The sequence below is a fragment of the Neisseria sp. P0001.S005 genome, from assembly GCF_051963715.1.
Genome location: NZ_JBQCTZ010000773.1, coordinates 1 through 365, shown reverse-complemented (window position 1 = coordinate 365; position 365 = coordinate 1). Strand labels below are relative to the sequence as shown.

General features: G+C 46.8%; 1 protein-coding gene. It reads left to right on the top strand.

The features are described 5' to 3' along the window. Positions 1 to 129: 129 nt before the first annotated feature. Positions 130 to 365: PTS sugar transporter subunit IIA (locus ACTHSP_RS22800; protein WP_440347104.1), on the top strand; the 236-nt coding region annotated here is incomplete at its 3' end.

Genomic DNA, 365 nt, shown 5'->3' with positions numbered 1-365 from the left:
TCGTTAAAAAATATCAAAAACAACATGGAAAATGTTAGCAGGGCGAGTGTAAATTACGCCTTCAGGATTGAGATTTGCACCGACAATCGGTACAATCCCATTGTTTTGCGACATTTAAAAGAGATACACATGAGCCTGATCGGCGAAATTTTACCTTTGTCCCATATCGTTTTGGATTTGGAAGTCAGCAGCAAAAAGCGTCTGTTTGAAGAGGCCGCACAGCTGCTGGAGAATGAAGCAGAATTACCGAATACCAACGTGTTCGACTGCCTGTTTGCCCGTGAAAAACTTGGTTCGACCGGTTTGGGGCAGGGGGTGGCGATTCCTCACGGCCGTCACGCATGCGTGAAAAAAGCCACCGGTGC